Below are 24,188 nucleotides of genomic sequence, written 5' to 3' on the forward strand. Positions count from 1 at the left end.
TCGGGCCGATGTCGCGCATCCACGCGTCGTCGAGCGGCGCCTGGACGATCTCGACCGCCGCGGACAGGTAGCGGCGGGCCGCGTCTGCCTCGGCCGGGTCGACGACCATCGTGACCGGCTCGAACTCGAGCACGGCGTGCGCCACGTCGGCCCAGGCCTGGCGGGCCTCCGCGGCCGAGCCGGCGTCGTCGCCCAGGGTGTAGGCCGACGCGGGGAATGCCATCCAGACGCGGTCCTGCGGTGCCGTCTCCGCCGGCATCCGCCAGGTCACGACCGGGCCCCGGCTGCCGCGTCGATGCCCGTGGGGGACCCGGCCGCGCCGAACGGGCGCGCCGGGTCGACCGGCGCCGTGAGCCCGGCATAGCTGTCGGGCCGGCGGGTCCCGAGGAACGGGAAGAGCGCGAGCCACTCTTCCCGCTGGGCCAGGTCGAGGTCGGCCACCAGCACGACCGACTCGTCCCGCGGCGCCTGCACGAGCACGCGGCCGTACGGGTCTGAGATGAACGACGAGCCGTAGAAGGTGAGGTCGCCCTCGTCGCCGTGCCGGTTCGGCACGACCATGAACAGGCCGCTGGTGATGCCGTTGGCCACGATCACGTGCTGCCAGATCGGCTGGGTGTCGAAGGCCGGGAACCCCGGCTCGGAACCGATCGCCGTCGGGTAGACCAGCAGCTGCGCGCCGGCCAGGCCGTACAGCCGCGACACCTCGGGGAACCACTCGTCCCAGCAGGTGGGCAGGCCCAGGCGGGCGCCGTCGAGCTCCCCCGGCGCGTAGACCGGGTAGGCGTCCTCCGCCGGGCCCGGCCGGAACCAGGTGTCCTCGTAGTAGCCCTCGGTGACGGGGATGTGCAGCTTGCGGGTGCGGCCGAGCAGCGTGCCGGCCGGCGAGACCAGGATCGCGGTGTTGTAGCCGCGCGGGTCGGCCGGGGCGTCGGAGTCGTCCGGGCGTTCGTAGAGCGAGGCGTGCACGACGACGCCGTGCTCGCGCGCCTGGGCGGCCGCGAAGGTGAAGGTCGGCCCGGTCAGCAGGTCCTCGGCGCCGAGCTTGGGGACGCCCGTGGCCCGCTCGTTGCCGGGGTAGCGGGAGAGCGTCAGCTCGGGCAGGAACACGACCCGGGCGCCCTCCGCGGCGGCCAGACGGATGCCGTCGGCCAGCTCCGCGGTGAGCGCAGCCCGGTCCGCGTGCCACCGATGCTGCACGAGCGCCACCCGCAGCGGGGGCGAGACCGCGGGGGCGACGCGGGTGAGCGGAACGGCGATGCCGGGGGCAAGGATGAGGCGCATGAGTTCTCCGGTGGGGCTGCGGGGATTAGTTGATCGTGCGATCAACAAGGTAGAAGCAAAGCTATATACACTGAGGTTCCATGTCAACCGTCCAGAGCGAACCTCGGCCAGGCGCCCGCCGCAAGTCGCCGGCCGACCGCGCGGCGGAGATCGCCGGAGCGGCCCGGGAGATCGCCCTGGCCGACGGCCTGGCCGGCATCACCCTGCGCGGCGTCGCCGCCCGGATCGGGGTGACCCCCGCACTGGTCAGCCACTACCAGCCGAGCATGGATGTGCTGGTCGCCGACACCTTCGGCGCCATCGTCTCCGCCGAAATCGGCGAGGTCGCCGAGGAGCTGGCGGCATCCCCGAGCACGGTTGCCGCGCTCGGCACCCTGATCGACTCCCTGCTCGGACCGGAGCGCAGCCCGGTCACCGCGCTCTGGCTGGATGCCTGGAGCCTCGGCCGGCGCACCCCGGCGCTCGCCGTCGAGGTCGGCGTGCAGATGGATGCCTGGCAGGCCTTCGTCTCGGGGCACCTCCGCTCGGGGGTCGCCGCCGGCGAGTTCACCGCCGCCGATCCCGACGCGGTCGCCTGGCAGCTGCTCGGCATCATCGACGGGCTGAACGCCCACGCCATCGTGCGCTACGGCCATGCCGGGTCGCTGCGCGGGCTGGTGCGCACGGTCGCCGAACACGAACTCGGCCTGGCGGCCGGGGTGCTCGGCTCCACGACGCGCACCTCGACGAACTCGTCGCTGAATTAGGGTAGGCTTACCTAATACCGCGGGCGATGCCCGCACGACAGATGGGGCACGCGACACGATGAGACTGACACGCAGATGGGCCATGATTGCCGGCATCGCCGGAGTGACCGTGCTGGGCGCCACCGCCTGCAGCGGGAACGGCGCGGCATCCGGCCCTGAGGCATCGTCCGGCGGCAAGCCGTCCGGCTCGATCACCGTCTACAACGCGCAGCACGAGGAGCTCACCCAGGCCTGGGCCGACGAGTTCACGAAGGAGACCGGGGTGAAGGTCACGCTGCGCAACGGCGACGACTCCGAGCTCGGCAACCAGCTCGTGCAGGAGGGGTCGGCATCGAAGGCCGACGTCTTCCTCACCGAGAACTCCCCGGCGATCAGCCTCGTCGACAACGCCGGGCTCTTCACCGCGGTCGACGCCGACACGCTCGCCCAGGTGCCCGCACAGTTCCAGCCGAGCTCCGGCAACTGGACCGGCATCGCCGCCCGCTCGACCGTGTTCGCCTACAACCCGGCCCTGCTCACCGAAGACCAGCTGCCCGCGTCGCTGCTCGACCTGGCCGACCCGAGCTGGAAGGGCCGCTGGGCCGCCTCCCCGTCGGGCGCCGATTTCCAGGCCATCGTCAGCGCCATGCTCGCAGTCAAGGGCGAGTCGGCGACGACCGCCTGGCTCACGGCGATGAAGAGCAACACCGTCGTCTACAAGGGCAACAGCACGGTGATGAAGGCCATCAACGCGGGCGAGATCCCCGGCGGCGTGATCTACCACTACTACTGGTTCGGCGACCAGGCCGGCACGGGCGAGAACAGCGACAGCACCAAGCTGCACTACTTCAAGAACCAGGACCCGGGCGCCTTCCTCAGCCTCTCCGGCGGCGGCGTGCTGAAGTCCAGTCCCAACCCGGTGGCTGCGCAGGCGTTCCTCGCCTTCATCACCGGCAAGGCCGGCCAGACCATCCTGCAGACCGGCACCTCGTTCGAATACCCCATCGCCGACGGGGTCAGCGCGAACCCCGCGCTCCTGCCGATCAGCGACCTCGACGCGCCGAAGATCGACCCGTCGAAGCTGAACAGCACCAAGGTCACCGATCTGATGACCCAGGCCGGGCTTCTGTAAACTCAATAGTGATGCCCGTCACCCTGCCACCCGCGAGCCCGGCGCCCGAGCGCCCGGATCCGGCGTCCCTCCGCCCGGCGGCCGGGCCGGCGGCCGACGCGGGTCCGGAGCGCACGGATGCCGTCGGCCGGGTGGGCCGGCGCCCCTCCCCGTTCATCGTCGCCGTGGCGTGCACGGTCTCGCTGCTCGGACTGCTCCCGCTCGGCTATGTCATCGTCACCGGGATCCTCACCGGCTGGCCTGAACTCTCGGCGCTGGTGTTCCGGCCCCGGGTCGGCGAGCTCCTGGTCAACACGGTCGGCCTGGTCCTGATCACGGTGCCGCTCTGCGCGGCGATCGGGGTCGGCGCGGCCTGGCTGGTCGGCCGCACCTCGCTGCCCGGCGCGCGCGTCTTCGCCGTGCTGCTCGCGGCGCCGCTCGCCGTTCCGGCGTTCGTGAACAGCTACGGCTGGGTGAGCGCCATCCCGTCGCTGAACGGTCTCTGGTCGGGCGTCCTGATCGCCACCCTCTCCTACTTCCCCCTGGTCTACCTGCCCTGCGCGGCGGCGCTCCGGCGGCTGGACCCCACCGTCGAGGAGGCGGCCGGTTCGCTCGGCAGCGGGGCGTGGGGCGTCTTCTTCCGGGTGATCCTGCCCCAGCTGCGCCTGCCGATCCTCGGCGGGTCTCTGCTGGTCGGCCTGCACCTGCTCGCCGAGTACGGCGCCTTCGCGATGGTGCGCTTCGACACCTTCACCACGGCCATCGTCGAGCAGTACCGGTCCACCTTCAACGGCCCGGCGGCGAACGCCCTCGCCGGCGTGCTCGTGCTCTGCTGCCTCTTCCTCCTCGTCGGCGAGTCCGGTGCGAGGGGCCGGGCCCGCTACGCCCGGATCGGCTCCGGCGTGGCCCGCCCCGCCCCGCGCCGTTCCCTCGGCCGGTTCACGCCGCTCGGCTACCTGGTGCTCGGCGGGCTGTTCGTGCTCTCTATCGGCGTGCCGTTCACCAGCGTGCTCCGCTGGCTGGTGCAGGGCGGCCCCGCGGTCTGGGCCGACGGAGTCGTCGGCGAAGCCTTCCTGCAGACCGTCGGCTACGGCCTGATCGGCGCTGTCGCCACCTGCCTGCTCGCCTTCCCGATCGCGTTCCTCGCCGTACGCTACCCCAGCCGGCTCGCCCGCGGCCTCGAGTCGGTCAACTACCTCACCAGCTCCCTGCCAGGCATCGTGACGGCGCTCGCCCTGGTGACGGTGAGCATCCGTTTCGTGCAGCCGCTCTACCAGTCCGTGGTGCTGGTGATCGCGACCTATCTGCTGATGTTCCTGCCGCGGGCGCTCGTGAACCTGCGGGCCGGGCTCGCCCAGGTGCCGGTGGGCCTGGAGGAGGCCGCCCGGTCGCTCGGCAAACACCCGATCGGCGCGTTCCTGAGCGTCACCGCCCGCTTCTTCGCCCCGTCCGCGCTCGCCGCCGGCGCGCTCGTCTTCCTCGGGATCGTCACCGAGCTGACGGCCACCCTGCTGCTCGCCCCGAACGGCACCCGCACCCTGGCGATCCAATTCTGGTCGAAAGTGAATGACATCAACTACGTCGGCGCCGCCCCCTATGCCCTGCTGATGATCGCACTCAGCCTCCCCGTGACCTACCTCCTGTTCGCCCGCTCCCGACTGACGAGCGTCTCGTGACCGACGTGGACCTGGCCGGTGCGGCCGAGGGTGCGGCCGCCGGTGCGGCCGAGGGTGCGGCCGCCGGTGCGGCCGAGGGTGCGGGTGCGGGCGCAGCGGCCGAGCGGATGCCGGCCGACCGGGCCGCGATCGAGCTCGCCGGGGTCAGCAAGAGCTTCGGCGGCACGACCATTCTCGACCGGGTCTCCCTGTCCGTGCCGGAGGGCAGCCGCACGGTCATCGTCGGCTCCTCCGGCTCCGGCAAGACCACGCTGCTCCGCCTGATCAGCGGATTCGAGCTTCCGGATGCCGGCACGATCACCGTCAACGGCCGCCTGGTCGCCGGTCCCGGCGCCCAGGTCGCGGCGCACCGGCGCGAGATCGGCTACGTCGCCCAGGACGGCGCCCTGTTCCCGCACCTCACGGTCGGGCAGAACATCGCGTTCGGCCTCGGCCCGGCCCTCCGCGGCGGCACCCGCCGGGAGCGCAAGAAGGCCGTCGCCGAACTCCTCGGCATGGTCTCGCTCGACCCGGGCTTCGCCGACCGCCGCCCCGACGAGCTCTCCGGCGGCCAGCAGCAGCGCGTCGCCCTGGCCCGCGCGCTCGCCCGCCGCCCGAAGGTGATGCTGCTCGACGAACCGTTCTCCTCCCTCGACGCCGGGCTGCGCGCCGCCACCCGCGACATCGTCGCCGCCACCCTCGAGCGCGCCGGGATCACCACGGTGCTCGTCACCCACGACCAGGCCGAGGCGATGAGCTTCGCCCACCAGCTCGCGGTGCTCCGCGACGGCCACCTCGGCCAGGTCGGTTCGCCGCGGGAAGTCTACTGGCGGCCGGTCGACCTGTTCACCGCCCGGTTCCTCGGCGACGCCGTCGTGCTGCCGGCCAGCATCGGTGACGGGGTCGCCAGTTGCGCCCTCGGCCAGGTCAGCGTCGCCCCGACCACCCTGCACGGCGATGCCTGCATCATGCTCCGCCCCGAGCAGATCGTGGTGGAGCCCTGCGACGCCGACGGAACCGGCACGGGAACCTGCACCGGCCAGGTCGAGGCGGTCGACTTCTACGGAGCCGAGGTGCAGCTGGCCGTGCGGCTGCACGTGCCCGGCAGCCCGGAGACCATCGTGCACGTGCGGCAGCACGGCACCACCGGCACCGTCGTCGGCAGCCGTGTAAGCCTCCGGGCACGCGGCACGGCCACGGCGTTCGCGGCGGCCGCGCTCGCTACGGCGCACCGGCATCCGTCGCCGCCCGCCGCTCGCTGACCCAGCCCGCCCGCTGACCCAGCCCTCCCGCTGACCCAGCCCGCGCTGCGGCCTGCCCGCACTCCGGGCTCGGCGAAAAGCTCTTGCCTAGCCCCGGATGGGGGTGTTACACTCTCGCGTGGGAGCGCTCTCACGCTGTTGTCTCAGCCGCGAACCGGAGCCCGCGACCTCCACAGAGAGCAGGACGAGCAATGTCGCTATCCATTTTCCGAACGGGGCAGGTTGCCCCAAGGCCTCCGATCGGGAGGCCTTCTCGCCTCCGCACGCGGCTGGTTGCCGGCGCCGTTGCCGTGCTGCTGGGCGTCCTGACTGCCGGAACAGGGCTGGTCCCCGATGCGGCCTTCGCCGCGCCGGCCAAGCCGCCGCCCGTGGCCGCCCCGGACTTCGGCCCGAACGTCAAGATCTTCGATCCCAGCATGCCCGTAGCCGACATCCAGGCCACGGTCGATGCCATCAGGGACACCCAGGTCAATGACGAAATGGGAACGAACCGTTATACCCTCCTGTTCAAGCCGGGCATCTACGGCAGCGCCGAGAAACCCCTCATCATTCAGGTCGGTTATTACACCGAGGTGGCGGGCCTGGGCGCTTCACCGACGGATGTCACAATCAACGGCCACGTCGACGTCTACAACCGGTGCCGGCCGGAGACGGGCTGCTTCGCCCTGGACAGCTTCTGGCGTTCGGTGTCGAACCTCACGATCAACGTCACGGGCGGGGACGGCTGCCGGGCGGGAACCAACTTCTGGGCTGCATCGCAGGCCTCGCCGATGCGTCGGGTGAACATCACCGGCGGCAAACTATCCCTGATGGACTACTGCACCGACGGACCGCAGTACGCCAGCGGCGGCTTCATCGCCGATTCCAAGACCGGCGACATCATCAACGGCTCCCAGCAGCAGTATCTGGTGCGGGACAGCAGCATCGGTGCCTGGTCGAACGGGGTCTGGAACCAGGTGTTCGCCGGAGTGCAGGGCGCCCCCGCGCAGTCCTACCCCGACCCGCCGTACACCACCCTCGCCAAGAGCCCGGCCAGCAAGGAAAAGCCCTACCTCTTCATCGATTCCGCGGGCGCGTGGCAGGTCTTCGTGCCGGCTCCCCGCACCAACTACACCGGAACCACCTGGGAGAACGGGCCCACGCCCGGTCGCGCGATCGCGTTGTCCAAGTTCTTCGTCGCCAAGCCGTCCGACTCGGTATCCGCCATCAACAGCAAGCTCGCCAAAGGCCTGAACCTGCTATTCACGCCCGGGGTCTATGACGTCGACAAGACGATCACGGTCAAGAACGCGAACACCGTGGTGCTGGGCATGGGCCTGGCCACCTTGACGGCCGTGAACGGTGCCGTCGTGATGAGCACCGCCGACGTTCAAGGCATCGACATCGCCGGCATCACGATCGATGCGGGAACAATGAACTCACCGGTGCTGCTGAAAATCGGCACCAAGACGGGCCATCGGGGGACGACGAGTGCGGCCAACCCGACCGCCCTGCAGGACGTCTTCTTCCGCGTCGGGGGACCGCACGTGGGCAAGGCGACCGTCAGCCTGGAGGTCAACAGCGACAACGCCATCCTCGACGACATCTGGGCCTGGCGTGCCGATCACGGCAAGCCCGGCAGCGTCGGCTGGGACATCAACACCGGCCAGAACGGCGTCATCGTCAACGGCGACAACGTCACCGCCACCGGACTCTTCGTCGAGCACTACCAGCAGTACAACGTCATCTGGAACGGGGAGAACGGCAGAACAGTCTTCTTCCAGAACGAACTGCCCTATGACGCCCCCAACCAGGCAGCCTGGCAGCACGACGGCGTCCTCGGTTGGGCCGGCTACAAGGTCGCCGACACGGTCACCAAGAACGAGCTGTGGGGCGGTGGCAGCTACGTCTTCAACAACGTCGATCCCACCATCCACGCCTCGGTCGGTTTCGAGGTGCCCCGCAAGCCGGGCGTGAAGATGCACAACCTGCTGAGCGTCCAGCTCGGTGCCGGAACCCTTGACCACGTCATCAACGACAAGGGCCTGGCGGTGAACTCGGCCGGAGTCGGGATTCCCAGTTGCGTGGTCCTCTATCCCTCGGACGACGCTACGCCGCCCACGGTCGCCATCACCGATAACGTCGACGGCGACACGGCAACCGGCAAGGTCACCTTCACCTTCACCTTCAGCGAGGATGTCTGCAGCTTCACCGCCGACGACATCGTCGTCACCGGTGGCTCGAGGGGATCCTTCACCCGCGTGAATGCCAAAACGGCCACCCTGGTTGTGCCGCCCGCTGAGAACTCGAGTGGAACCATCAACGTGAGCATGGCCGAGGCCACGTTCACCGACCTGCCCGGCACGGCCAACACCGCGGCCGCCAGCGCCCAGCAGGGGTTCAACACGACAACCCCGCTGACGCTCGCAATCACGGACAATGTCCCGACCGCAACCGCGACCGGTGATGTGACGTTCGCCTTCGCGTTCAACAGGGACGTCGGCACCAGCTTCACCGCCGATGACATCGTGACCACCGGTGGCACCGCCGGCGCGTTCGTTCGCATCGATGCCACTCACGCGACCCTCGTGGTTTCGCCTCCGGCCGACTCGACGGGAACCGCCCGGGTCAGTGTGGCCGCGGGCACGTTCACGGATCTGGCCGGCAACGCGAACACCACCGCTACCGCCGCGCAGCAGGCCTACAACACGACCTCAACGCCGCCGCCGCCGCCGTCCTGGGCGATCACCTTCGATGACCCCGCGAAAACGTACACGTTGACCGATTTCGGTAACAACGGCGGCGCCGTCGTGGCCGACCCTGCCGGTGGCACGAACAAGGTCGCCACGGTGTCCAAGGCCGTCACGGCGTCGGCGACGGCGGGCAGCACGGTGTCCACCGGTGCCAACCTGTCCGTCGACACGATCCCATTCACGGTCGCTCGCACCAAGATGACGATGCGCGTCTACAGCCCGGCTGCGGGCGTGCGGGTTCGGATGAAGTTCGAGAATGCCGCCAACCCGGGGCAGAACGTCGAGACGGATGCGTTCACCACAGTCGCCGGGGCGTGGGAGACCCTGACCTTCGACTTCGGTGACACGTCCACGCACTTCATCCCGGATGGGCCGACGACGTACGACCGGACGAAGCCGACCCAGAATTTGAACCTGGCCAGCACCTACAACAAGGTGAGCGTCTTCTTCGACTACTTCGTCGGCGCCGGCGGCTACGCACCGATGCCGTCCGACCGCACGTACTTCTTCGACGACGTGAGCGGGGTCTTCTGAGTTGACACACGACTGAGTTGACCCACGGCCGAGTTGATACCCGGCTGAGTTGATACACGGCGCGGCGGCGGCACCTTCGGGGCCGCCGCCGCGTGCTACTCCGAGGCGTGCGCCTCCAGGAACTCGTAGACCTCGGTGTCGTCGACGCCGGGGAAGGTGCCGCTCGGCAGCGGGGAGAGCACGTGCGCGTGCAACCGGGCGCTCGGCCAGGCCTTGCCGGCCCAGCGGGAGGAGACCTCCGACGCCGGGCGGCGGCAGCAGGACTCGTCGGGGCAGCGGGACACGGCCCGCTGGGTGGTCTCCCGGCCGCGGAACCACTTCGCCTGCGCGAACGGCACCCCCACGCTGATCGAGAACTCGCCGCCATCCGCCACACCCGTCTGGGTGGCCGACCAGAACGTGCCGACCGGGGTGTCGGTGTACTGGTAGAACTCGGTCGTCCGGTTGGTGTGGGTGAAGGCGCTCCGGGCGCTCCACTGCTTGCAGACGTACTGGCCCTCGATCGACCCGGTCACATCCACCGGCAGCGGCAGCCCGTCGTTCTCGTAGCCCTTCTGCAGGGCGCCGTCACCGGTGACCCGCAGGAAATGCAGCGGCATCTCCAGGTGGGAGGTGGCCAGGTTGGTCAGGCGCAGGGCGGCCGCCTCGTGCGTCACCCCGAACGCGTCGCGAAAATCCTCGACCGAGAGCTCGCGCTCCCGCTTCGCGTTGGCGAGGAACGCCACCGAGGCGTTCCGGGGCATCAGGCAGGCCGCCGCGAAATAGTTGATCTGCAGCCTCTGCCAGAGGAACTCGGCGTAGCTGTCCGGGCGTTCGTGGCCGAGCAGCCGGTGCCCCATCGCCTGCAACGCCATCGAGCGCAGCCCGTGCCCGCCGGGGATCGACGCCGGCGGCAGGTAGATGCGGTGGTTGACCAGGTCGGTCACCGACCGGGTCGAGTTCGGCAGGTCGTTCACGTAGATCAGGTTGAAGCCGAGCTGCTCGGCCATCACGCTCACCTCGCGGTGGGTGAGCGCGCCCGACACGTGACCGGATGCCCGCACCTGGTCCTCGGCGAGCTGCTCGATGTCGGGCATGTAGTTGTCCTGCTCGCGCATGAGCTCGCGCAGCTCGGTGTTCGCCCGCCGCGCCTCCTCCGGCGTGGCGATGGCCTCGCTGGCCCGGCGGGCGAGTTCCCGGTGCAGGCCGAGCAGGGATTCGAGCGCCGCGAGCGGCATGCCCTTGGTCACCTTCACCGTCGGCAGGCCGAGGGCGCCGTAGAGCGGGTTCTTCTGTGCCCGGGCGAGCTCGATCTCCAGGGCCGCCCGCGTGTTGGGAGCCTCGCCGCTGAGCAGTTCGGTGATGGGCACGGCCAGGGCGGTGGCGACATCCTGCAGCGTCGACAGCTTGGGCTCGCGCCGTCCGTTCTCGATCAGGGAGAGCTGGCTGCCGGCAAGGCCGACCCGATCGCCGAGCTGGTCGAGGGTGAGGCTGCGCTCGCCGCGGAAATGACGGATGCGCAGGCCGAGGGTGACGAGGTCGGAGGCACGTGTGGGCATTCCTTAACATTACCGAAAGAATCGCGATTCTTAACGGAAAGAATGCCCACGGAATGCGGGAAACAGGCGCATTCTTGATTTAGCGGGCAAAGTTACCCATCCGATGCACCCGATCGAAGACGAAAGGCCAGGAGATGACCATCGCGAATGTCTCAGTTCAGACCGGCGGGGGCGAGTCCTGCCACGCCGCTGGAACCACCGACCCCAACCTCCAGGCCTGGGTGGACGAAATCGCCCGGTTGACCCAGCCCGACGCGATCGTCTGGTGCGACGGCTCCCTGCGCGAGGCCGACGCCCTCGCCAAGCAGCTCGTCACCGAGGGCAAGCTCATCCGGCTGAACCCGGAGTGGCGCCCCAACAGCTACCTCGCCCGCACCAGCCCGTCCGACGTCGCCCGGGTCGAGGACCGCACCTTCATCTGTTCGACCGACCCGGAGGATGCCGGCCCCACCAACAACTGGGCCGACCCGGGGGCGATGCGCGCCGAGCTGACCGAGGTCTTCGCCGGCAGCATGCGCGGTCGCACCCTGTACGTCGTGCCGTTCTCGATGGGCCCGCTCGGCGGCCCCATCTCGCAGCTCGGGGTGGAGATCACCGACTCGCCCTACGTCGTGCTCAACATGGGCATCATGACCCGGATGGGCGTGCAGGTGCTGCGCCTGATCGAGGCCGGCGCGAGCTGGGTGCACACCCTGCACAGCGTGGGTTACCCGCTGGTCGACGCCGAGGGACACCACCGCGCCGACGTCGAATGGCCCTGCAACGACACCAAGTACATCGTGCAGTTCCCGGAGACCTGCGAGGTCTGGTCCTTCGGCTCCGGCTACGGGGGCAACGCGCTGCTCTCCAAGAAGTCCTTCGCGCTGCGGATCGCCTCGGTGATGGCCCGCGATGAGGGCTGGCTCGCCGAGCACATGCTCCTGATCAAGGTCACCTCCCCCGAGGGCGGCGTCTCCCACCTGGCCGCCGCGTTCCCGTCGGCCTGCGGTAAGACCAACCTGTCGATGCTGCGCCCGACCATCCCCGGTTGGAAGGTCGAGACCATCGGTGACGACATCGCCTGGCTGCGCCCCGGCACGGACGGGCGCCTGTGGGCGATCAACCCGGAGGCCGGCTTCTTCGGCGTCGCCCCCGGCACCGGGGAGGTCACCAACCCGACCGCCGTCGCCACCGTCTGGGGAAACACCATCTTCACGAACGTCGCACTGCGTGACGACGGAGACGTCTGGTGGGAAGGCCTCACCGAGACGCCGCCGAGCCACCTGATCGACTGGGAGGGCAACGACTGGACGCCCGCCTCGAGCACCCCGGCCGCGCACCCCAACTCCCGGTTCACCGTCGCCGCGGCCCAATGCCCGTCGATCTCCGACGACTGGGAGGCGTTCGGCGGCGTGCCGATCGACGCCATCCTCTTCGGCGGCCGCCGCGCCACCAACGTGCCGCTCGTCGCCCAGGCGCGCAGCTGGAAGCACGGCGTGTTCATGGGAGCCACCATCGCCTCGGAGAAGACCGCCGCCGCGGAGGGCATCGTCGGCGAGCTGCGCCGCGACCCGTTCGCAATGCTCCCGTTCTGCGGCTACAACATGGCCGACTACTGGGCGCACTGGCTCTCGGTCGGCAGGGGTCTCGGCGCCAAGGCGCCGGCGATCTTCCAGGTGAACTGGTTCCGCAAGGGCCACGACGGCAGCTTCCTCTGGCCCGGTTTCGGCGAGAACTCGCGCGTGATCGAGTGGATCGTGCGCCGGATCGAAGGCAAGGCGCCGGCCGTCGACACTCCGATCGGGCGCCTCCCCGCCCCCGGCGGCCTGGACCTGGACGGCCTGGACCTGTCCGAGGATGCGGTGGAGCAGCTCTTCCACATCGACCACGCGTCCTGGCTGGCCGAGTGCGACCTCACCGAGGAGTACTTCGCCCAGTTCGGCGACCGCGTGCCGCCGGCCCTCCAGGCCGAGCTCGCCAGCGTGCGCTACAACCTCCGCGGCTAACCTCGCCCGCTCCTCCCCGCCCGCCCCGCAACCGCCTCCGCCGGGATGCGCGAACGCGCACTTTTGGCCCTCTCAGCATTGCTGGGGGGGCCAAAACTACGCTCTCCCGAGGTGTCGGCGCGCGCCACTCGCGCCGGGGCGCAGGCGCGGCTGCCCATAGGATTCAACTCACCACACGCATGAGCGAACATGAGGTGAACCCGTGGACAGTGACGTCGAACCCCAGGCGCGGCGGGGAACAAACCTGCCCCGGATGGGCGATTTCAACCGATCCGTTGTGCTCGACTCGATCCGTCGCTCACGCACGGGGCTCAGCCGGGTGGAACTCGGGCACTCAACCGGGCTCTCGGCCCAGACGGTCTCCAACATTTGCCGCAAGCTGATCGACCAGCAGATGGTGGTCGAGGCCGGCAAGGCGAGCGGCGGGGCGGGGAAGCCGCGCACGATTCTGCGGCTGAACCCGAACGCTGTCTACGCGATCGGCGTGCATCTCGATCCGGCCGTGATGACCTTTGCGATCCTGGACCTGATCGGAACTGTCCTGGTCCGCTCCCGCAAGAGAACACCGGTGGCCGGCGACCCGAACCGGATCATCACGGCGATCTCCGGCGAGATCGAGCGACTGATCCTGGAGTCGGGTGTGGACCGGCAGAAGATCGCCGGGCTCGGGGTCGCCACGCCCGGACCCATCGACCCGGAGCGCGGCACCGTCGTCGATCCGCCGCACCTGCACGGCTGGCACCGGGTGCCCCTCCGCGACGCCCTCGCGCGAACCACCGGGTTCTCGGTGATCGTCGACAAGGATGTCACCGCGGCCGCCATCGCCGAGACGTGGGCCGGCGGCCCGAGCGGGTCGGGAAGTTTCGTTTTCTTCTACCTCGGCACAGGGATCGGTGCCGGCCTCGTCGTCGACAACGAGGTCGTGCGCGGGCGTTCGCACAATGCCGGCGAGATCGGGCACGTGATCGCCGACCCCGGGGGACCGCTCTGTGTGTGCGGTCTCCGCGGATGCATCGCCGTCACCATCACCCCGCAGAGTCTCGTTCTCGAAGCCGAGGAGCTGGGTGTTCTCGCCGACACCCGGGTGCAGAACGGCCCCCACGCCGTGGACGAGCAGTTCTCGGCGCTTTGCGCGCTGGCCGCGCGCCGCAATTCCGTCGCCGCGGAGATCCTGGATCGTTCGGCGGTGCGCGTCGCCAGGGCCGCCTCGGTCATCACCAACCTCCTCGACGTCGACCGGGTCGTCTTCGGCGGCCCGTACTGGGCGCGGCTCCGCGAGGTCTACCTCGGCCGCATCCCTTCCCTCCTCGATGAGCTCACCGTGGCTCGGAGCATCCACCGGGTCGAGGTCGTCGGCACCGGCGTCGGCGAAGACGTGGGTGCCATCGGCGCTGCCTGTCTGGTGCTGGACCACGCTCTGGCCCCCCGCGCGGCCCGCCTGCTCCTGGCCCACTGAACGCCGGGTAACAGCTGTATAACGCTGGGGTATGGGCGCGCCCGAAGGGTTGAGGAGTTTATCCATTCGATTTAGTATTGGGTTTGCCACAGCCGGTCATCGGACCGGCGACCGTCCGTGGGGGGCAACTGATGGAGCAAAGGAGCACCATGCATCGCAACACAAAACTCGCCGTGTCCGTGTTGATGGCCACCTCGATGATCGCACTGGCCGGCTGCTCGGCCGCCGACGCGGGGAGCGACAGCAAGACCTTGAAAATCGTCTACGAGAAGACCGATTCGTTCACTGCCCTCGATACACTCTTCAAGAAGATCAAGCCCGAGTTCGAAGCGGCACACAAGGGCGTGACGGTCAACCTGCAGCCGATCCAGGCCAATGATGACGACTATTCCACCAAGCTCGCGCTCTCCCAGCAGTCGGCGGATACCGCCCCCGACGTCTTCTATGAGGACACCTTCCGCCTGCGTTCGGACATCGACGCCGGCTACCTCCTCAACCTCGACGGGCACCTCGACGGCTGGGCTGACTGGTCCAAGTTCAACGAGGGAGCCAAGGGCGCGGGGATGGGCGACGACGGCAGCACCTACGCCGTCCCGCTCGGCACGGACACGCGCGGCATCTGGTACAGCAAGCCTGTCTTCACCAAGGCCGGCATCGCCGTGCCGTGGCAGCCCGAAACCTGGGCCGACATCCTGACTGCTGCTCGCAAGATCCAGGCCACCCAGCCCGGCGTCGTGCCGTTCAACATGTACGCCGGGAAGGGCACCGGCGAGGGAACGGTCATGCAAAGCTTCTACGAGCTTCTCTACGGCACGGGAGACTCGCTCTACAACGAGAACGACCAGAAATGGGTCGTGGGCTCGAAAGGGTTCAAGGATTCGCTGACCTTCCTTGACACGCTCTACTCGGAAAAGCTCGCCGTCGACCCGTCCGACGCACTCGACCCGAACGTGTGGAAGAAGGTGTTCGGTGAGTTGTTCCCGAAGGGCCAGCTCGGCGGCACCGTCGAAGGCTCCTACACGCCGTCGTTCTGGCAGAAGGGCGGCTCCTACGAATGGCCGGCCTACGTGACCGACATGGGCGTCGCGGCCTTCCCCACCCAGAACGGTGATGCCCCGCACGGTGTGAGTATGTCCGGCGGCTGGACCCTGGCCGTCGGCGCGAAAACGAAGAACGCCGACCTCGCATTCGAGTTCCTCAGCCTCGCACTCAACAAGGAGAATTCGCTCTGGTACGACATCAACAACTCGCAGATCGCGGTGCGAACGGATGTCGCCGCGGACCCGACCTACCTCGCGGCGAACCCGTTCGTGGCGGCCGTGACCGACCTCGTCTCCGTGACGCACTACCGCCCGGCGACCTCCGACTACCCGAAGATCTCCGCCGAAGTGCAGGCGGCGACCGAAGCGGTGATCACCCGGCAGATGAGCGTCGACGAGGCATCCGCCGCCTACGACAAGGCCGTCGAGGCAATCGTTGGAGCGGACAAGGTCACCAAGTAGAACGATGAAGCCCGAACAGATCGCGCCGACCCGGGGCCCGAACCCGGGAGACCCGGAGCCCGTTGGCTCCGGTTCTCCCGGGCGCCCGGAATCGACCGAAGGCGGGTCCCGGCGCCGAGGGCCGCTCGGCACGCGTGCGCGAACGGCCGCCCGCCTGTTGCCGCTCCTGCCCGCTGTGCTGCTGCTCCTGGTCTTTCTCGCGGGGCCGGTGGCGTGGTCGTTCTACGGCTCATTCACCAATGCGGCGCTGACCGGCAGGGAAGCCCGGAACCCCCAATGGGTCGGGCTCGACAACTACATCACGCTGTTCCAGGACCCCGTCTTCCCGCTCGCGCTGTGGCTGACCGTTGTGTTCGTGGTCGCGTCCGCCATCATCGGGCAGAACTTCCTCGGCCTGGGCATCGCGCTTCTGATGAACCGGGCCAACCGGGTCGTCGGCAGCCTGGTCGGCCTCACCGTCGTGGCCGCCTGGGTATTGCCCGAGATCGTGGCCGCCTTCGTCGCCTACGCCTATTTCAGCAAGGACGGCACGCTCAACCAGGTTCTGTCGGCGTTCGGGATGACCGGCCCGAACTGGCTGTTCAGCCTCCCGATGCTCGCCATCATCCTGGCCAACGTGTGGCGGGGCACCGCGTTCTCGATGATGGTCTACCGAGCCGCGCTCAACGATGTGCCGATCGAAATCACGGAGGCCGCCATGATCGATGGCGCCGGCGGCACGAAACGACTCGTGCTGATCACGATCCCGATGATCAAGAGCAGCATCACTACCAACCTCATGCTCATCACCCTGCAGACCCTGTCGGTGTTCACGCTGATCTGGGTGATGACCGCCGGCGGCCCCGGAAACCAGAGCACGACACTGCCGGTGATGGCCTTCCAGGAGGCCTTCCGGTTCAGCGACATCGGCTACGGAACCGCGATCGCCACCGTGATGCTGCTGATCGGCGCGGCCTTCTCCGTCGTGTACATCCGCGCCCTTCGACCGGGAAAGGGGTAAACGGATGTCTGTTGCGACCCTCGCAGCCTCCGTCGCGTCTCCTCGGAAGGCGACGGCAGCCGCGCTCTCCAACGGGATCCTGATCGTGATCGCCCTGTGCTTCCTGCTGCCCCTGGCCTGGCTGATACTCGCCTCGCTCGATCCGGACGCCAGCTACCGGACCCAGATCCCGGCGAATCCGTCATTCGCCAACTACGCCGCGGTGCTGACGCCCGGGCTGACCTTCCTGCCGCTCTGGAACAGCCTGCTGCTCTCCGGGGGAGCCGCTGTCGCGACGGTGGTGGCCGCCGTGCTCGCCGCGTATCCGCTCTCGCGCTACACGATGAGGTTTAACAAGCCGTTCATGTACGCGATCCTGTTCGGTACCTGCCTGCCGATCACGGCGATCATGGTGCCCGTCTACAGCCTGTTCGTCCGGCTCAACCTGATCGACTCGATGCCGGCGACGATCTTCTTCATGGCGGCAACCTCGCTGCCGATGGCTATCTGGATGACCAAAAACTTCATGGACTCCGTGCCGATCAGCCTCGAAGAGGCCGCCTGGGTCGATGGGGCGAGCGCCATGACTGCCCTTCGTCGCGTGGTGGTGCCGCTGATGCGACCGGGACTCGGCGTGGTCTTCATCTTCGTGTTCATTCAGGCGTGGGGAAACTTCTTTGTACCGTTCGTGCTGCTGCTCTCGCCGAGCAAACAACCGGCCGCGGTGAGCATCTACAGTTTCTTCGGTCAGTACGGGGCGATTGCCTACGGGCAGCTCGCGGCCTTTTCCGTGTTGTATTCCGTGCCGGTGATCCTGCTCTACGCCCTGGTGTCCCGGGGCATGGGCGCATCATTCACCCTCTCCGGCGCGATCAAAGGTTAGGAGCCGGTCACCATGCATGACGACAGTTCACGTGTACAGCAGCGGATCAGCCGGTTCGTCGCCGAGCGGTTGCGCCCCGCGATCTACCGGGCGTCCGTCCCACTGACGATCGAGATCTGGGAGGCCCCCGGCGAACCCGTACCGTTCGCCGATGCCATCCGGGAGCCGTTCAAACCGTTCCAGACCGGTCGGGCCTGGGGGTGCCCGTGGGGCACCACCTGGCTCCACGTAACCGGGACCGTCCCGGTCGACTGGCCCACGGGTGCGCTGCTACGGCCGGAGGCCGTCGTCGACCTGGGGTTCAGTTCGACGGCGCCCGGTTTCCAGGCTGAGGGACTGGCCTGGTCGCCCGATGGGGTCGTCCTCAAGGCGATCGAACCCCGAAACCAGGCCGTGCCCGTGAAGGCAGGACCGGGGGAGAGGGTCGACTTCTACATCGAGGCCGCGTCGAACCCGGATGTCACGGCGAACTGGACCTTCGTCCCGACCGAGCGCGGCGACCTGGCCACCGCCGGGACCGATCCGATCTACCGGCTGCGCCGCGTCGACCTGGCCCTGCGAGACCAGACCGTGTGGGAACTCGTGGCGGACTTCTGGACCCTCGAGGGGTTGCTGCGTGAACTGCCGACGTCCCAGCCCAGGCGCGCGGAGATCCTGCGAGCGCTCGAGCGCTGCATCGACACCATGGACCCGCACGACGTGGCCGGCACGGCATCCGCCGGCCGCGAGGCCCTCGCCGGGGTGCTCGCCAGCCCCGCCAACGCGAGCTCCCACCGCCTGCACGCGGTCGGTCATGCGCACATCGACAGCGCCTGGCTCTGGCCGGTCAGAGAGACCGTCCGCAAGGTGGCGCGCACCTTCTCCAACGTGCTGCACCTGATCGAGCAGAACGAGGACTTCGCGTTCGCGGCCTCATCCGCCCAGCAGTACGCCTGGCTCAAGGAGTCCTACCCGGAGCTCTTCGAACGGGTGAGGGCAGCCATCACCGCGGGCAGCTTCGTTCCGGTGGGCGGGATGTGGGTGGAGTCCGACACGAACATGCCCGGCGGGGAGGCACTCGCCCGCCAGTTCGTGGCCGGCAAACGGTTCTTCATGGAGGAATTCGGCGTCGAGCCGCTCGAGGTCTGGTTGCCCGACTCGTTCGGCTATTCGGCGGCGCTGCCGCAGATCGTGGCGGCCGCCGGTTCCCGCTGGTTTCTGACCCAAAAGATCTCCTGGAACGAAACAAACCGGATGCCGCACCACACCTTCCGTTGGGAAGGGATCGACGGTACCCGGATTTTCACACACTTCCCCCCGGTCGACACGTATAACGCGGAGTTGTCCGGGGAGGAGCTGGCATTGGCGGAGCGTCAGTATGCCGAAAAGGGGACGGCCAACACGTCGCTGGTGCCATTCGGGTGGGGGGACGGTGGCGGCGGTCCAACGGGGGAAATGATCGCCGCCGCCCATCGTACCCGCTCGCTGGAGGGCTCGCCGCGGGTGGAACTGTCCACCCCGCGACGCTTCTTCGAAACCGCGGAGGCCGAGTATCCGGACCCGCCCGTGTGGTCCGGGGAACTCTACCTCGAGTTCCATCGCGGCACCTACACATCGCAGGCGCGCACCAAGCGGGGCAACCGCCGCAGCGAGCACCTGCTGCGGGAGGCCGAACTCTGGGCGACCGCCGCCGCAGTGCGGGGGGCCGCCGAGTACCCGTATGACACGCTGGAGGAGACGTGGCGCACGGTGCTGCTGGCGCAGTTCCACGACATCCTGCCCGGCACGTCCATTGCCTGGGTGCACCGCGAGGCCGAACGCAACTACGCGGAGGTGGCCCGAACGCTGAACGGCCTGATCGGGACCTCGGTGACGGCGCTCGCCGGCCCCGGCGAGCAGTCGCTCACGCTGAACGCCGGCCCGTACGAGCTGGGTGGCGTCCCGGCTCTCGGCGCGGTTTCAACGCCGGACGACGGCGCCGGCAACGGTGCCACGGCCAGTACAGGGTTGGGCCGTCGTGCCCGTTCGGCGGGCACCGGAGCGTCGATCGAGCGCAGGCCCGCGGGCATCGTGCTGGTCAACGGCCTCGTCGCCGTCACCGTTGACGCCGACGGGCTGTTCCCCTCGGTGCGCGACCTGGCCGCCGACCGCGAGCTGGTCCCGGAGGGCCGACGCGGGAACCTGCTCCAATTGCACCGGGACACTCCCACCCAGTGGGACGCCTGGGACCTCGACGACCACTACCTGCGAAACGTCACCGAGCTCACCGGCACGGAGTCGGTCGAGGTCTTCGTCGACACTCCGGCCCTGGTCGGAGTGCGCGTGGTGCGGTCGTTCGGCGCATCGCGCCTGGTCCAGGAGATCACTCTGGCCGCCGGGTCCCCATCGGTCGATCTCGCCTTCGACATCGACTGGCACGAGCGGCAGAAGCTGCTCAAGCTCGCCTTCCCGCTCGACCTGCACGCCGAACGCGCGGCCTCCGAGATCCAGTTCGGCCACGTCTTCCGACCCACGCACGAGAACACGTCCTGGGACGCGGCCCGCTTCGAGACCTGTGCGCACCGCTGGGTGCACGTCGGTGAGGCCGGTTACGGCGTCGCGGTGGCCAACGACGCCACCTACGGCCATGACATCGGCCGGTCGGCGGATGTCGCCGGGCGCACGACCACCACCGTGCGCCTGTCTTTGCTGCGGGCACCGCTCTTCCCCGACCCCGAGTCCGACCAGGGCGCGCATGAGTTCCGCGTGTCAGTGCGAGTGGGGGCTGACATCGGCGACGCGGTGGCCGAGGGATACCGGCTGAACCTGCCGCTGCGCACCGTGCACGGGGTCGCCGCCGAGGGGATCGACCCTTTGTTCGAGGTCGACAACCCCGCGGTCGTGATCGAGGCCGTCAAGCTCGCCGAGGACCGCAGCGGGGATGTCGTGGTGCGGCTCTACGAGGCACACGGGTCGCGGGCTCGCGCGCGGATCATCCGTCGCTTCGACGCGACCGATGTCACCGAGACGGACCTGCTCGAACGCCCGCTCGCGGAGCCCCGCGCCACGTTGGCGGCCGAGGGCGACACCCTGCTCCTCGAGCTGCGCCCCTTCCAGCTGGTCACCCTCCGCTTCGCCCGCCCGTAACCGCTCTCGCGGCCCTCAACGAGCATCCGTCTCCTCCGCCGAACTGTGAGAAGAACACCTCCCCGACGCCGGAAATGGTGTCGAAGTCACAGTTCGGCGGCGGGAGAACGCCGGACTGCGAGACGTTCTGGCTAGACGAGGAGCTGGTGCTTGGCGAGCTCGCGGTAGAGCGGGGTCGAGGCGACCAGCTCGGAGTGGGTGCCGGTGCCGATGACCTGGCCGTGGTCGAGCACGACGATCTGGTCCGAGTCGACCACGGTCGAGAGCCGGTGCGCGATCACGATCAGGGTGCGGTTCACCGCGACGGCGTCGATGGCGGCCCGCATCATCTGCTCGTTGACCCCGTCGAGGCTCGACGTCGATTCGTCCAACAGCAGGATCGGCGGCGCCGCGAGCAGCGCCCGGGCGATCGCGAGCCGCTGGCGTTCGCCGCCGGAGAGCATGACGCCGGACTCGCCGACCGCCGCGCCCAGCCCGGCCGGGTCACGGTCGAGCACCTCGCCGAGGTTGACGGCGTGCAGCACGGCGATGCATTCCTCGTCGGTCGCGTCCGGCGTGGCCAGGGTGAGGTTGTCCCGCAGTGAGCCGGCGAGAACGGGAGCGTCCTGTTCGACGTAACCGATCTGTGAGCGCAGGGCCGTGCGGTCCAGGGTGCGGATGTCCAGCCCGCCGAGGCGCACAACGCCGGCGTTCGGGTCGTAGAACCGCTCGATCAGGGCGAGGATCGTGCTCTTCCCGGCGCCGGACGGCCCGACCAGTGCGGTGCGCAGCCCGCGCGGGGCGGTGAAGGAGACCCCGCGGAGCACCGGTCGCGGCGGGCTGGGCTCGGCGGAGGCGGCGGGGACCGCTGCGGGGGCCGTCGTCGGCACGGGCATGGGCATGGGCGTTGGCTCAGGCTCGGGCTCGAGCTCGGGCGTGGGCTCGATGTCTTCGGGCGTGGTGGCCTGGTCGGCCGGCACCGTGGCGAACAGATCGGCTGCGGTGGGAAGCCGCTGGCCGTCCGCGCCCGCTGCCGTGTCCATCGCGGCCAGGGCCGAAGCGGTGTCCGCGGCCTCCGTTGCGGCGAGATCCGCCTCGAGCAGGTCAGGCTCGGCGAGCACGGCCTCGATCACGGCCGGGGCCACGATCACGGTTTCGAGCAGGGACGACGCGGCGGCGACGGTCTCGACGCTCGCGGCTGCCGCTGCGGCAGCGGTTGCTGCGGCATCGGGCCCGACTTCCGCTGCCACCGCGTAGCCGAAGTGCACGTCCTCGAAGGAGATCGCCGGGGCATCCGGTCGCACCGACTCGTTGGCGGCGCCCACGGTGATCGCCAGCGGGGCGATGTCGCGGTCGAACTGGTCCTCGGCGGGCAGATCGATGATCTCCTGGATCCGGCCGAGCGCGCCCAGCGCGGAGTTGACGGAGGTGATCGCGCCGAAGGCCTGGCCGAGCGGCACGATCATCAGGAACAGGAAGAGGATGAACGCGATCAGGTTCGCGACCGTGATGGTGCCGCTCGCCACCCGGAACCCGCCGACGCCGAGCACGACGAGGAACGACACCTGCATGGCGATCCCGGCGATCGGCACGACCAGTGCGGAGATCTTCGCGACCTGGATGCCCATCTTCCACGCGCCGACGGCGTCCTCCTCCACGGCGGCGATCTCCCGGTCGGTCGCGTTCGAGGCCCGCACCGTGCGCACCGCGCTGATGGCACGCTCCACGCTCGCCGCCAGGTCGCCGACCTTCACCTGCGCCGCGAGGCTGGCCACCCGGATCCGCTGCGAGAGCAGGGTCACGGTGACGACGGATGCCGCGATCACCAGCACGGTCAGCCCGAGCAGCACCGGGTCGATCACGAGCATCGCGATCAGCGCGCCGAGGAAGGTGAGCGACCCGCCGATCGCCTCGACCAGTCCCTGGGTGAGCACCGCGCGCAGCAGGGTGGTGTCCGAGCCGACCCGGGAGACGAGGTCCCCGGTGCGGCGGGTGTCGAATTCGCTGATCGGGAGGCGCAGCATCCGGCCGATCAGTTTGCGGCGGCTGGAGAGCACCACGCCCTCGCCGGTGCGCTGCAGCAGGTAGTGCTGGTAACCGCTGATCAGCCCTGAGACCACCACGAGCCCGATCAGACCCCAGACGAGCGCGCCGAGCGGACTGTCCTTCTGCACGACCGTGATGACCTGGCTGACCAGCAGCGGCTGGGCGAGGCTGGCCAGCGCGCCGAGGATGCTCAGCACGATGACGACGCTGAGCACACGCTTGTGCTCGAGGAGGTAGGGGAGCAGCTGGCTGAACTTCGCCCGCGGCCCGGATGCGGCCCCGGTGCGACGGCCCATCCGGCCGAAGCGGGCCCGACGGGTGGTCGGGGCGGCGGGTCCGGGGGTGCCGGGTCCGGGGGTGCCGGGTCCGGGGGTGCCGGGTCCGGGGGTGCCGCTGGTGGTATTCGTGCCGTTGTTCGGGGTGCTCACCAATTGAGCTTAACCGCAACGGCCGGGTGCCGGTCGTTCCGTCTAGTGTGGGGAACTGTGCCGGAGCCTGTGATTGTCGCCGAGAACCTCGTCAAGAGATACAAGGAATTCGCCGCCGTCGACGGCGTCTCCTTCGAGGTGGCCGCCGGAGAATCGTTCGGCCTGCTCGGGCCGAACGGGGCCGGCAAGTCGACGACCATGCGGATGGTCGGCGCGGTGTCGACGCGCACCGCCGGCACACTGAGCATCCTCGGCATGGACCCCGACCGGCACGGGCCGGAGATCCGCTCGCGCCTCGGCGTGGTGCCGCAGGCCGACAACCTCGACACCGAGCTGCGGGTGCGGGAGAACCTGCTCGTCTACGGCCGGTATTTCGGCCTGCCGCGCGCCCAGGTGGCGCGCCGGGCCGACGAGCTGCTCGAGTTCGCGCAGCTGACCGACAAGGCGAAATCCAAGGTGGATGCCCTGTCCGGGGGCATGAAGCGGCGCCTCACCATCGCGCGGGCCCTGATCAACGACCCGAGCATCCTGCTTCTCGACGAGCCGACCACCGGGCTCGACCCGCAGGCCAGGCACATCCTCTGGGACCGGCTGTTCCGGCTCAAGGAGCAGGGCACCACCCTGCTGCTCACCACCCACTACATGGACGAGGCGGAGCAGCTCTGCGACCGCCTGGTCGTCGTCGACAAGGGCGTGATCATGGCCGAGGGCGCGCCGGCCGAGCTGATCCGCCGGTACTCGTCCCGGGAGGTGCTGGAGGTGCGCTTCGGCTCCGACCTCAACGCCGAGGTCGCCGGGCGAATCGCCGGAATGGGCGACCGGATCGAGGTGCTGCCCGACCGCATCCTGATCTACAGCGAGAACGGGGAGGCGGAGCTGGTGCGCATCATCGATGCGGGGCTCCGGCCGATCACGAGCCTGGTGCGGCGCTCCAGCCTCGAAGACGTCTTCCTCCGGCTGACCGGGCGGACCCTGATCGAATGA

General features: G+C 69.2%; 16 protein-coding genes. 12 read left to right on the forward strand and 4 right to left on the reverse strand.

All coding sequences use genetic code 11. The features are described from left to right. Together E3O48_RS16470 and E3O48_RS16475 are read right to left on the reverse strand one after the other, a co-directional pair. Positions 1-223, reverse strand: a 223-nt coding sequence (locus tag E3O48_RS16470; protein ID WP_370250298.1) for an agmatine deiminase family protein, incomplete at its 3' end; no start/stop codon positions are given. A gap of 44 nt (positions 224-267) precedes the next feature. Continuing rightward, positions 268-1,284: a nitrilase-related carbon-nitrogen hydrolase gene (locus E3O48_RS16475; protein ID WP_134540652.1), complete on the reverse strand. Its 1,017-nt coding sequence runs from the start codon at positions 1,282-1,284 to the stop codon at positions 268-270. Between the two features lie 80 nt (positions 1,285-1,364). Between E3O48_RS16475 and E3O48_RS16480 the strand changes: the two genes are divergently transcribed. From E3O48_RS16480 to E3O48_RS18420, 5 genes are all read left to right on the forward strand, one after another. Further along, positions 1,365-2,030 (forward strand): TetR/AcrR family transcriptional regulator, encoded by a 666-nt coding sequence (locus tag E3O48_RS16480; RefSeq protein WP_134540655.1) that lies wholly within the window; start codon positions 1,365-1,367, stop codon positions 2,028-2,030. An 82-nt stretch (positions 2,031-2,112) separates the two neighbouring features. Then, positions 2,113-3,141, forward strand: coding sequence for an iron ABC transporter substrate-binding protein (locus E3O48_RS16485; RefSeq protein WP_241982591.1), 1,029 nt, complete (start codon positions 2,113-2,115; stop codon positions 3,139-3,141). A gap of 11 nt (positions 3,142-3,152) precedes the next feature. Next, positions 3,153-4,796, forward strand: coding sequence for an iron ABC transporter permease (locus E3O48_RS16490; protein ID WP_134540661.1), 1,644 nt, complete (start codon positions 3,153-3,155; stop codon positions 4,794-4,796). Continuing rightward, the gene (locus E3O48_RS16500; protein ID WP_241982592.1) at positions 4,793-6,037 is read left to right on the forward strand and encodes an ABC transporter ATP-binding protein; all 1,245 of its coding nucleotides are present in this window, start codon (positions 4,793-4,795) and stop codon (positions 6,035-6,037) included. The genes E3O48_RS16490 and E3O48_RS16500 overlap by 4 nt, the downstream gene beginning before the upstream one ends. Positions 6,038-6,327: 290 nt before the next feature. Next, positions 6,328-9,303: an Ig-like domain-containing protein gene (locus tag E3O48_RS18420; RefSeq protein ID WP_370250302.1), complete on the forward strand. Its 2,976-nt coding sequence runs from the start codon at positions 6,328-6,330 to the stop codon at positions 9,301-9,303. A 95-nt stretch (positions 9,304-9,398) separates the two neighbouring features. Here E3O48_RS18420 and E3O48_RS16510 read toward each other — a convergent pair whose 3' ends face one another. Then, positions 9,399-10,841, reverse strand: a complete 1,443-nt coding sequence (locus E3O48_RS16510) for a helix-turn-helix domain-containing protein (RefSeq protein ID WP_134540670.1) — start codon at positions 10,839-10,841, stop codon at positions 9,399-9,401. A gap of 134 nt (positions 10,842-10,975) precedes the next feature. Here E3O48_RS16510 and E3O48_RS16515 point away from each other — a divergent pair, with 134 nt between their 5' ends. The 6 genes from E3O48_RS16515 (at position 10,976) to E3O48_RS16540 (ending at position 20,751) form a co-directional block, all read left to right on the forward strand. Then, complete coding sequence (locus E3O48_RS16515) at positions 10,976-12,826, forward strand: phosphoenolpyruvate carboxykinase (GTP) (RefSeq protein ID WP_134540673.1); 1,851 nt, start codon at positions 10,976-10,978, stop codon at positions 12,824-12,826. A gap of 253 nt (positions 12,827-13,079) precedes the next feature. Beyond that, complete coding sequence (locus tag E3O48_RS16520) at positions 13,080-14,282, forward strand: ROK family protein (protein WP_134540934.1); 1,203 nt, start codon at positions 13,080-13,082, stop codon at positions 14,280-14,282. A 149-nt stretch (positions 14,283-14,431) separates the two neighbouring features. After that, positions 14,432-15,784: an extracellular solute-binding protein gene (locus E3O48_RS16525; protein ID WP_134540676.1), complete on the forward strand. Its 1,353-nt coding sequence runs from the start codon at positions 14,432-14,434 to the stop codon at positions 15,782-15,784. 4 nt (positions 15,785-15,788) lie between these two features. Continuing rightward, positions 15,789-16,784, forward strand: coding sequence for a carbohydrate ABC transporter permease (locus E3O48_RS16530; protein ID WP_134540679.1), 996 nt, complete (start codon positions 15,789-15,791; stop codon positions 16,782-16,784). 4 nt (positions 16,785-16,788) lie between these two features. Then, positions 16,789-17,646, forward strand: a complete 858-nt coding sequence (locus tag E3O48_RS16535; protein WP_134540682.1) for a carbohydrate ABC transporter permease — start codon at positions 16,789-16,791, stop codon at positions 17,644-17,646. A 12-nt stretch (positions 17,647-17,658) separates the two neighbouring features. After that, positions 17,659-20,751 carry a glycoside hydrolase family 38 C-terminal domain-containing protein gene (locus E3O48_RS16540; RefSeq protein WP_134540685.1) on the forward strand — a complete coding sequence of 1,031 codons (3,093 nt, stop codon included), beginning with the start codon at positions 17,659-17,661 and terminating at the stop codon, positions 20,749-20,751. A gap of 131 nt (positions 20,752-20,882) precedes the next feature. On the opposite strand, the gene E3O48_RS16545 is transcribed toward E3O48_RS16540, so the two are convergent. Next, positions 20,883-23,072 carry an ABC transporter ATP-binding protein gene (locus E3O48_RS16545; protein WP_134540937.1) on the reverse strand — a complete coding sequence of 730 codons (2,190 nt, stop codon included), beginning with the start codon at positions 23,070-23,072 and terminating at the stop codon, positions 20,883-20,885. A 189-nt stretch (positions 23,073-23,261) separates the two neighbouring features. On the opposite strand from E3O48_RS16545, the gene E3O48_RS16550 reads away from it, so the two are divergent. After that, positions 23,262-24,188, forward strand: a complete 927-nt coding sequence (locus E3O48_RS16550) for an ABC transporter ATP-binding protein (protein ID WP_134540688.1) — start codon at positions 23,262-23,264, stop codon at positions 24,186-24,188.

The sequence above is a fragment of the Cryobacterium sp. HLT2-28 genome (genome assembly GCF_004402495.1).
GTDB lineage: Bacteria > Actinomycetota > Actinomycetes > Actinomycetales > Microbacteriaceae > Cryobacterium > Cryobacterium mannosilyticum.